The organism is Vogesella mureinivorans (genome assembly GCF_007644035.1).
GTDB lineage: Bacteria > Pseudomonadota > Gammaproteobacteria > Burkholderiales > Chromobacteriaceae > Vogesella > Vogesella mureinivorans.
On the sequence record NZ_VMTV02000708.1, the window covers coordinates 1 to 365 of the forward strand.

Annotated in this window: 1 protein-coding gene; it reads left to right on the plus strand. The window is 48.5% G+C overall.

Going from position 1 to position 365, the window contains the following annotated elements:
- A partial coding sequence (locus FLQ44_RS17840) for a glutamine amidotransferase-related protein (protein ID WP_170253024.1) occupies window positions 1-365 on the plus strand: 365 nt, incomplete at both ends.

The following is a 365-nucleotide window of genomic DNA, read 5'->3' on the forward strand; positions in this document are numbered from 1 at the left end:
TAAAAACCAATATTTTGCGTATGCTGAGGGAACGGGGCTGCCGTCTGACTGTGGTTCCTGCTACTACACCGGCAGCTGAAGTACTAGCATTGAATCCTGACGGCGTATTTTTGTCTAACGGGCCGGGTGATCCGGAACCTTGTGATTATGCCATCAAAGCTGTACAGGAAATTCTGGCACATAAACTGCCACTATTCGGTATTTGTCTGGGACATCAGCTGCTTGGTCTGGCTTTAGGGGCGAAAACCCGCAAAATGCCTTTTGGTCATCACGGAGCCAATCATCCGGTACAGGATATGGATACCGGCCGGGTTGTGATTACCAGTCAGAATCATGGTTTTGAAGTAGATGCAGATACTTTACCG